The following is a 9,272-nucleotide window of genomic DNA, read 5'->3' as shown; positions in this document are numbered from 1 at the left end:
CCTACGTTTTGGTTAAAATTTCTGTTTTGTGCATTTGCTACATAATACCGAAAAACACTTTATTTTCTCACCGCACTTTACAAAAAATTATTTTAGTTTATCTAAAATCTTTTGATGAATGCCGCCAAAACTCCCATTTGACATCACCAAAATATGATCCGTAGGTTGTGCTTCTGCCACGATCATATCCACTAATTTATCAAGATTGGCCGTCCAATAGGCTGGTTGTATGCACTGTGAGGCAATTTCAGCCACTTCCCAAGGGATATTATCCGGCTGCAACATAAAGACCACATCCGCTCTACCTAATGCCGGCGCAATTTCATCTTTATGCACGCCCATTTTCATCGTGTTTGAGCGTGGCTCTAATACCACAAGAATCCGAACACCCCCACCGACTTTATCACGCAATGCCGTTAAGGTAGCTAAAATCGCTTCAGGATGATGGGCAAAATCATCATAAACGGTAATTCCGTTTACCTCACCTTTCACTTCTAAACGGCGTTTAGCATTAATAAAAGTACCTAAAGCTTCACAGGCTTTTTCCACTGAAACACCGGCATGGTAGGCGCTGGCAATTGCCATTAAGGCATTATGCATATTATGTACGCCCACCACATTCCATTTTACTTCAGCGACTTTTTTACCATGATGGAATACTGCAAAATGGGAAGCATCCGTTGTGATACGTTCAGCAAACCATTCCTTATCTTCCCCGATAAATTGTTGCTCAGACCAACACCCCATAGCTAAAGTGTCTTTTACACTTTGTTCATTGGCAAAGGAAAGGATACGCCCACTTGCCGGAATGGTACGAATCATATGATGGAACTGGCGCTGAATCGCTTTCAGATCATCAAAAATATCCGCATGATCAAAACTGATATTATTGATAATTAAGGTTTTAGGATTGTAATGGACAAACTTAGAACGTTTATCGAAAAACGCTGTATCATATTCATCGGCTTCAATAACAAAGAAATCACTTTCCCCCAAGCGGGCGGAAATGCCAAAATTACCGGCAATACCACCAATTAAAAAGCCCGGTTTCAAGCCATTTTGTTCCAAGATCCAAGTTAACATACCGGTTGTGGTGGTTTTACCATGAGTCCCTGAAACAGCCAAAACCCAACGATTTCTTAATAAATGATCATGTAACCATTGTGGACCAGATGTGTAGGGTAAACGATTTTCTAATATATATTCTACGCAAGGGTTACCACGTTTTAGCGCATTGCCAATAATCACCATATCCGGTGCCGGTTGAAGTTGATCCACATCGTAATGAGGAATAATGTCAATATGTTGTTCTTGTAAAAAGGTGCTCATCGGGGGGTAAACATTGGTATCTGAGCCGGTGACTTTATATCCCATTTGTTTTGCGATCATCGCAACGCCACCCATAAATGTGCCACAAATACCTAAAATATGAATATGTTTCATTGCTATCTCTTTTTCTATTAAAAACGGCGGGTATGATAAATCAACTGAAGAAATGAGTAAATAAGGGCTTTGTTGCCAAGCCCTTTGATATCAATCACCAATCAACCCATTATACAATACGTTCAAATCCAGCTTTCAAATCTTCCATTAATTCATCGGGATCTTCAAAACCAATATGCACCCGAATAAGAGATCCCGTAAGTTTTCTTGTAATATTTGGGCGAATTTTAGCTATATCTTCCGGTTGGTTACATAAAATTAAAGATTCAAAGCCCCCCCACGAATAAGCCATAGTAAAGAGCTTGAAATGATCCATAAATTGCGCCACTTGTTCATCGGTTAAACGTTGGGTTAATTCAAAGGAGAATAATCCACTTGCCCCTTGGAAATCACGTTGGAAAAATTCATGACCCGGACAACTTGGCAACGCCGGATGATAAACCGCTTTCACTTGGGGCTGTTCACTCAACCATTTGGCGATTTTAAAGCTACTTTCATGATGCTGTTTTAAACGCACCATTAACGTACGAATACCTCTTGCTGTGGTATAAGCGGAATCGGCATCGACCATTTGCCCCATCAAATAGGAATGTTCACGCAGCTGATCCCATGTGCGAGCATTGGCTACCGCGGTGCCAATCATCACATCCGAATGTCCCACTAAATATTTCGTGCCTGCCTGAATAGAAATATCAATACCGTATTCCAACGCTTTAAACAGCACCCCCGCTCCCCAAGTATTATCAATCATAATCACAATATCAGGATTAACTGCGCGTGCTGCCTTTACAATGGCCGGAATATCCGGCACTTCCATGGTGAGCGAACTCGGTGCCTCTAAAAAAAGTACGGTGGTATTGGGTTGAATGAGTTGTGCAATGCTCTCCCCCATTAAAGGATCATAATAGGTGGTATCAACCTGCATCTTTTTTAAAATAATATTGCAGAAATCTTGTGTCGGCTCATAGGCAGCACCGCTCATCAAAATATGATCACCGCTTTTCACAAAAGACAATATCGCATTGGTTACCGCCGCCGCACCGCAAGGATAAAGATAACACCCTGCACCGCCTTCCATTTCACACATTAAATCTTGCAGCGCAAAATGCGTGAGCGTCCCCCGGCGCCCATAAAACAATTCACCTTTATAACGATTTTTAGTGCAGTGTTTTTTCTCCGCAATTGTGTCGAAAACCAGTGATGATGCCCGTTGGATCACCGGATTCACTGCGCCTTGGGTAACACGTTTATTGCGTCCGGCATGGATAAGAGTCGTTGATAATGAATGATTTTTTGCCATAAATTTCACCTTAGCTTAGACAATATTAATTAATGCAAATAAAAACAGCTGTAAAAGTGCGGTCAAATCTTCTAGAATATGGGTCGCATTTTGCATCAGCAAAATTTTTATTAACTTTTATTAAGAGGGATAATGACTATGGTATTAGTAACTCGCCAAGCACCAGATTTTACTTCATCTGCGGTTTTAGGCAATGGTGAAATTGTTGATAATTTTAATTTCAAAAAGCACATTGAGGGAAAGGCTGCGGTAATTTTCTTTTATCCCTTAGATTTTACTTTTGTGTGCCCTTCCGAATTAATCGCATTCGATCACCGTTATGAAGAATTCAAAAAACGTGGTGTTGAAGTGGTTGGTGTCTCTATTGATTCCCAATTCACGCACAATGCATGGCGTAATACCCCAACTGAAAACGGTGGTATCGGTCAAGTTAAATATGCTTTGGCGGCTGATGTCAAACACGAAATTGCACAAGCATACGGCATTGAACACCCAACCGAAGGGGTTGCGTTACGGGCTTCATTCTTAATCGACAAAAATGGGGTTGTTCGCCATCAAGTTGTTAATGATCTTCCATTGGGTCGTAATATTGATGAAATGTTGCGTATGGTTGATGCTCTACAATTCCACGAAGAACACGGTGATGTTTGTCCTGCGCAATGGGAAAAGGGCAAAGAAGGAATGAAAGACAATCCTGAAGGTGTAGCGAAGTATTTAAAACAACACGCTGATGAACTTTAATCTTTATCAAATCTTTACAATAAAGCCACATTACGTGGCTTTTTTTATAACCGGAGATCCTTTAAAATAACGCCATCTCTAACCAAAGTGCGGTTAATTTTCTATGAAATTTAATATTCCTACTTTTCTCACCATTTTTCGTGTAATTTTAATTCCCTTTTTTGTGATTACTTTTTATTTGCCTTTGGAATCGGCGCCATTTATTACCACGCTCATTTTCTTTATTGCTGGTGTAACAGATTGGCTTGATGGTTATCTCGCACGTAAATGGAAACAAACCACCCGTTTCGGTGCATTTTTAGATCCGGTAGCGGATAAGGTGATGGTTGTCGCCGCTCTCGTGCTGATCGTAGAGTATCAGCATACTTTTTGGATCACGATTCCGGCAATTATTATGATCTCTCGTGAAATTATTATTTCAGCCTTGCGGGAATGGATGGCAGAATTGGGAGAACGCAACAAAGTCGCCGTTTCTTGGTTAGGGAAAGTGAAAACCACTTCTCAAATGCTCGCACTAGGCGGGTTATTGTGGCGTTATAATACTTATATGGAAATTTTAGCGATAGTTTTACTTTATATTGCCGCCATTTTAACGGTTTGGTCTATGATTCAATATCTAAGAGCGGCAAAAGAAAATGTATTGGACGAGATAGAAGATAAAAACATAGAGCAGTAAGCAGTAGGGGCTGTGCTCTCTACCATCACAGCCCCTACTGATCGCAGCTATTTCTAATTTCCAATGCTACGCTTTCGGACGGATTCCTAACATATGACAAATAGCATAAGTGAGTTCGCTACGATTAAGTGTGTAGAAGTGGAAATCACTTACGCCTTCACTTGATAAAATTTTCACCATATCCATGGCAACACTTGCTGCCACAAGATTACGTGTTGTCGGATCATCATCCAATCCTTCATAGGCTTTTGCCAACCAAGTTGGAATTTTCACATTAGTGAAAGAAGCCATTTTTTGAAGTTGTTTAAAATTGGTCACCGGTAAAATCCCCGGTACAATTTCCGTATCAATCCCGATAGAAGCGCAACGATCACGAAAACGTAGGTAACTTTCAATATCAAAGAAAAATTGTGTAATCACATGGTTTGCGCCAGCATCAATTTTACGTTTTAAGTTAATCAAATCCGCTTGTGCGGATTTCGCTTCGGGGTGCACTTCCGGATAAGCGGCAACGGAAATATCAAAATCAGCAACGGAACGCAATAATTCCACGAGATCTGCCGCATAAAACGGTTTCTTTTCATAGCCTTTCGGTTCATCACCACGCAATGCGACAATGCGGCGAATGCCACTATCCCAATAATCTTTCGCAATTTGCTTTAATTCTTCCGCAGTCGCATCAATGCCGGTTAAATGAGGCGCAGCGTCCAATCCGGTTTCTTGCTTAATAGCTTTTACGATACTGTGAGTACGATCCCGTTCTCCGGAATTTGCACCATAAGTAACGGAAACAAATTTAGGCTCTAGAACTTTTAGGCGATGAATAGAGTCCCATAACATCGTTTCCATTTTTTCATTTTTAGGTGGGAAAAACTCAAAAGAAACATTGATTTTTTTATTAAAATCTGCAATGTTTTGGTTCAAGTTATTAATTTCTTTTGCATAGCTCATATTACTCTTCCTATAAAATGATATTGTCGCTCTACGATAAAATAACTTTGTCTATGAGTCAATTTTAATAAATTCATAAGAAACATTAATAAAATCCATAGTTTTTGTGCAAAAAACTCACACTTCCTAACACTTCTTTATTTAAACTTCACAAAATAGGGAAAATAGGGCTAAAATACACCAATTTTTTTGACCGCACTTTTATGACAACATCATTATGACGACGCCTAAAATCACCAATATCCGCTATAAAATCGCCCGTTGTGGCGAATGCGATGAAGTCGTCTCGATAACCTATCCCCTACCAAAGGATGAGCATGCACAATGTCCTCGTTGTCATCATATTTTAGCGACAACCCAGCGTTGGTCGCTACATCGCTGTGCTATGATCGCCCTTTCTCTCCTCATCTTAATGCCTTTTGCATTGGGCTTTCCTCTCTTAAGCCTTGATTTACTCGGTGTTAGGGTTGATGCTTCCGTGTGGGAAGGCATTTGGAAAATGGCCACCGCCGGCTATCAATACACGGCTTTTTTAGTGTTTGTTTGTGCCATATTGATGCCGATTTCTTTTGCAATTTTGGTGCTAATGTTGTGGTTTTCCAAATTACTGGGCATTCGTCCACGCAATGTTTTACTCTTTCTTGGTTACATTAAGCCTTGGGTGATGTTTGATGTGTATCTCGTTGCCCTTGGCGTATCGATGTTTAAAGTGCGTGAATATGCCGCTTTAGAAATTAACACTTATTTATTGGCTTTTGTCTTTACCGCACTTTTAACTACCCTTTTGTTTATTAAAATTAATGTCAATGAGTTATGGGATGAATTCTATCCGGAACACAAGCAACCTCGTGAAATTGATGATGGCATCGAACTCTGTACCGCCTGCAATTATTCCTTCCCTCATTCAGAGATCAAGCACAGTCATGGTCATTCAAACTGCCCTCGCTGTGATTCACGCTTAGATATTCCCGAATCCATTAAATTGCAACGAACATGGGCGCTGCTTATTGCCGGTATTATTATGCTCTTTCCAGCGAATTTACTCCCCATATCCGGTGTCTATCTAACTGGTGCATTATCGGAAGATACCTTAATGTCCGGTGTGATTTCATTCATTGCGATGAAAAGCTACTTTGTCGCCTTTGTCGTGTTCTTTGCGAGTATTTTTGTACCGATAAGCAAAATTTTCATTATGCTGTATTTACTCGCCAGCGTTCATTTCAAATGGCAGCATTCTATAAAATGGCAAATGCGCCTATTACATATCGTTCATTTCGTGGGCCGTTGGTCAATGCTGGATTTATTTGTTCTTGCATTAATGATGTCACTGGTTACACGAGGACAAATTATTAATTTCACCGTGGGTCCGGCAGCCTTTTATTTTGGTGCTGCTGTTTTTCTCACTATGATGTCAACCTCACAATTTGATAGCCGACTTATTTGGAAAATTTATGACAGAAAAACAACAAAATAACGAACATTCGAAAAGTTATCCGCCAGGTATCGCCTCACAATACAAAGCGATTCAAGCGATTTTACGCAAAAACCGAAAAGTTTCTCCCTTTTGGTTATTGCCGTTTATTGCCCTGTGCATTGGCGCAATCCTGTTTTTTCAGATCGTTGAAGAACAAGGAAAGAGCATCAAAATTACCTTTACAAACGGCGCAGGCTTAGTCGCCGATAAAACCCCTATTCGCTATCAAGGATTACAAATCGGTGTGGTGAAAAAAGTCAACTTCACCGACAATATGCAAAAAGTTGAAGTGCTTGCCAATATTTATCCTGAAGCCACAGGCGTGCTGCGTGAACATACCAAATTCTGGGTCGTACAACCCAGTGTTTCTCTGGCGGGGATTTCCGGATTAGACTCCCTGGTATCAGGCAACTACATTACACTCCAACCGGGCGATGGTGATAGCCAAGATGAATTTATCGCTCAAGAAAAAGGACCGATAGCCCAAGTGACACCCGGCGATCTGCTGATTCATTTAGTTTCCGATGATCTTGGCTCAATCTCCATTGGCGCAGCGGTTTATTTCAAAAAATTACCGGTCGGGAAAATTTATGATTACCGCTTTAATAAGGATAATAAAGTCGAAATTGATGTAGTTATTGAGAAAGAATATGCCCGTTTTGTCAAAAAAGACTCACGTTTTTGGAATATTAGCGGAATCTCCGCAAACATTACGCCGGCAGGCTTAAACTTTAATATGGAAAGTGTCAATTCCATTGTACAAGGGGCGGTTTCTTTTGATTCGCCTTCAAACAGCCCTGAGGCGACCGAAAATACAAGTTATACGCTTTATGCCAATTTACAAGCGGCAAAACGAGGAATTAATGTTGAAATAACAATTCCTACGGTTGCCGGTTTAGAAGCAGGACGTAATGATGTCTATTACCAAGATCACAAGATTGGTGTACTTTCAGCACTCACAACCATTGAAAATGATGACAGTATATTAAAAGGAACATTGCTTATCGATCCAAACCAAGCCAATTTATTAAAAACCAATACACGCATTGTTCTTCGTAATAAAAAACCAAGCTTGGGGGATTTAACCGATCCGCAGCGACTTTTTCGTGGTGATTATTTTGAAATTATTCCAGGTGAAGGCAGTGAACAATTAGTATTTGATGTCATTAAAGAAAATGAGTTACTTTTGAAAGCCCCAAATACTTTAGTCGTGAAATTAACTTCACCTGAAAGCTATGGGGTCTCGGAAGGTCAATCCGTTTACTATAACAATATTGCGATCGGTGAAATTATCCGCCAAAAAATAGGTATTGATGGTGTAGAATACGAGGTTGCCATCGCCTCAACCTATCGTAATTTAATTAATCCTAATACCCTTTTTGTTGCGGCATCAAATCTTGATATAAATATTGATGCTAACGGTGTACGCTTTGAAGCCGCCAATCCTGAAAAATGGCTACAAGGAGGCATCCGCATTATTGCTAAAAAAGGGTTAGGTGAAGCATTAAAAACCTATCCACTTTATAAAGACGCACAAAATGCGGAATATGGGATTACCGGCAATTTGGTTGAACCAAGCATTACCTTAAAAACCCCTACGTTACCGAGTATCAGCAAGGGCTCCATTGTGCTTTATCACCAGTATGAAGTGGGTAAAATCACCAATATTCAACCCCAAATCAACCATTTCAATATTGATGTTTATATCTATCCGCCTTACAAACATTTACTGACCGATAAAAGTGTCTTTTGGGTGGAAAGTGCAGCACAGGTTGATATTACGCCAAAAGGTATCAGTATTCAGGCAACGCCCATTGCCCGTTCATTAAAAGGTGCTATTAGCTTTGATAATACAGGTTCAGGAAAAAATACCACCTTATATGCCAATGAACTGAGAGCAAAATCTGCCGGACAAATTATTACCCTTACCACCGATGATGCCACCAATCTCAGCAAAGGCATAAGTTTACGTTATTTGGGGTTATCTGTCGGTGAGGTTGAAAATGTGACATTAGATGCAAAATCACGCAAGATCACGGCAAAAGCCTTCATTAACCCGAACTATATGGGAATAATCGCCAAAGAAGGATCAACCTTTAAAATCATTTCGCCACAAATTTCTGCCGGTGCCATTGAAAATCTAGATAGCCTTTTGCAACCCTATATTGATGTAGAAGTGGGAAATGGAAAAACAAAAACACAGTTTAACCTTACACAAACCACTGCAAGCCGTAATAAATATAGTCACGGAATGCCATTTATTCTTGAAACCAATGATGCAATGAATTTAACGGAAGGATCGCCTGTGCTTTATCGTGGTGTTGAAGTCGGCACAATTCGTAAATTTGACTTAAACAGCCTAGGTGATCGGGTGTTAATTCACATTGCGATTATGCCGAAATATCAGCATCTGGTGCGTAAAAACACCGAATTCTGGGTGGCCTCCGGCTATGACTTCACTCTGGATTGGCAAGGTGCTAAATTTAATACCGGTAGCGTTCAACAATTACTCAAAGGAGGGATTTCATTCTCCACACCATCAAACACGGTCATTCAACCGCAAGCACCGGCAAATCAGCGTTTCTTATTGCAAATTAAACGCCCAAATGAAGCTCAGAGTTGGAATTCCGGATCTCTTCCTAAACAATAAAGTGGAGAATATTTTCGCTATTATGTAGCAAATGCAC

General features: G+C 40.3%; 7 protein-coding genes. 4 read left to right on the top strand and 3 right to left on the bottom strand.

Features of this window, described 5'->3' with window-relative positions; all coding sequences use genetic code 11:
* Window positions 1-87 precede the first annotated feature (87 nt).
* Window positions 88-1,443, bottom strand: coding sequence for a UDP-N-acetylmuramate:L-alanyl-gamma-D-glutamyl-meso-diaminopimelate ligase (mpl, locus tag BKK50_RS07525; protein ID WP_077416839.1), 1,356 nt, complete (start codon window positions 1,441-1,443; stop codon window positions 88-90).
* 109 nt (window positions 1,444-1,552) lie between these two features.
* Window positions 1,553-2,743, bottom strand: coding sequence for a cystathionine beta-lyase (gene metC, locus BKK50_RS07520; RefSeq protein WP_077416837.1), 1,191 nt, complete (start codon window positions 2,741-2,743; stop codon window positions 1,553-1,555).
* 138 nt (window positions 2,744-2,881) lie between these two features.
* On the opposite strand from metC, the gene BKK50_RS07515 reads away from it, so the two are divergent.
* Window positions 2,882-3,484: a peroxiredoxin C gene (locus BKK50_RS07515; protein WP_077416836.1), complete on the top strand. Its 603-nt coding sequence runs from the start codon at window positions 2,882-2,884 to the stop codon at window positions 3,482-3,484.
* 103 nt (window positions 3,485-3,587) lie between these two features.
* Window positions 3,588-4,160, top strand: a complete 573-nt coding sequence (gene pgsA / locus BKK50_RS07510; RefSeq protein ID WP_077416834.1) for a CDP-diacylglycerol--glycerol-3-phosphate 3-phosphatidyltransferase — start codon at window positions 3,588-3,590, stop codon at window positions 4,158-4,160.
* 66 nt (window positions 4,161-4,226) lie between these two features.
* Here pgsA and metF read toward each other — a convergent pair whose 3' ends face one another.
* Window positions 4,227-5,111 (bottom strand): methylenetetrahydrofolate reductase, encoded by an 885-nt coding sequence (gene metF, locus BKK50_RS07505; protein ID WP_077416832.1) that lies wholly within the window; start codon window positions 5,109-5,111, stop codon window positions 4,227-4,229.
* 217 nt (window positions 5,112-5,328) lie between these two features.
* On the opposite strand from metF, the gene BKK50_RS07500 reads away from it, so the two are divergent.
* Window positions 5,329-6,585, top strand: a complete 1,257-nt coding sequence (locus BKK50_RS07500) for a paraquat-inducible protein A (protein WP_077416830.1) — start codon at window positions 5,329-5,331, stop codon at window positions 6,583-6,585.
* Complete coding sequence (locus tag BKK50_RS07495; RefSeq protein WP_077416828.1) at window positions 6,563-9,235, top strand: PqiB family protein; 2,673 nt, start codon at window positions 6,563-6,565, stop codon at window positions 9,233-9,235. The genes BKK50_RS07500 and BKK50_RS07495 overlap by 23 nt, the downstream gene beginning before the upstream one ends.
* The last annotated feature ends 37 nt before the right edge of the window (window positions 9,236-9,272 follow it).

The organism is Rodentibacter rarus (genome assembly GCF_001998965.1).
GTDB classification, from domain to species: Bacteria; Pseudomonadota; Gammaproteobacteria; order Enterobacterales; family Pasteurellaceae; genus Rodentibacter; species Rodentibacter rarus.
This window is presented reverse-complemented; position numbering and strand designations above follow the sequence as displayed.

Coding starts and splice junctions, on each gene's coding strand:
- mpl (WP_077416839.1), bottom strand. CDS start 1,443: ATGAAACATATTCATATTTTAGGTATTTGTGGCACATTTATGGGTGGC.
- metC (WP_077416837.1), bottom strand. CDS start 2,743: ATGGCAAAAAATCATTCATTATCAACGACTCTTATCCATGCCGGACGC.
- BKK50_RS07515 (WP_077416836.1), top strand. CDS start 2,882: ATGGTATTAGTAACTCGCCAAGCACCAGATTTTACTTCATCTGCGGTT.
- pgsA (WP_077416834.1), top strand. CDS start 3,588: ATGAAATTTAATATTCCTACTTTTCTCACCATTTTTCGTGTAATTTTA.
- metF (WP_077416832.1), bottom strand. CDS start 5,111: ATGAGCTATGCAAAAGAAATTAATAACTTGAACCAAAACATTGCAGAT.
- BKK50_RS07500 (WP_077416830.1), top strand. CDS start 5,329: ATGACGACGCCTAAAATCACCAATATCCGCTATAAAATCGCCCGTTGT.
- BKK50_RS07495 (WP_077416828.1), top strand. CDS start 6,563: ATGACAGAAAAACAACAAAATAACGAACATTCGAAAAGTTATCCGCCA.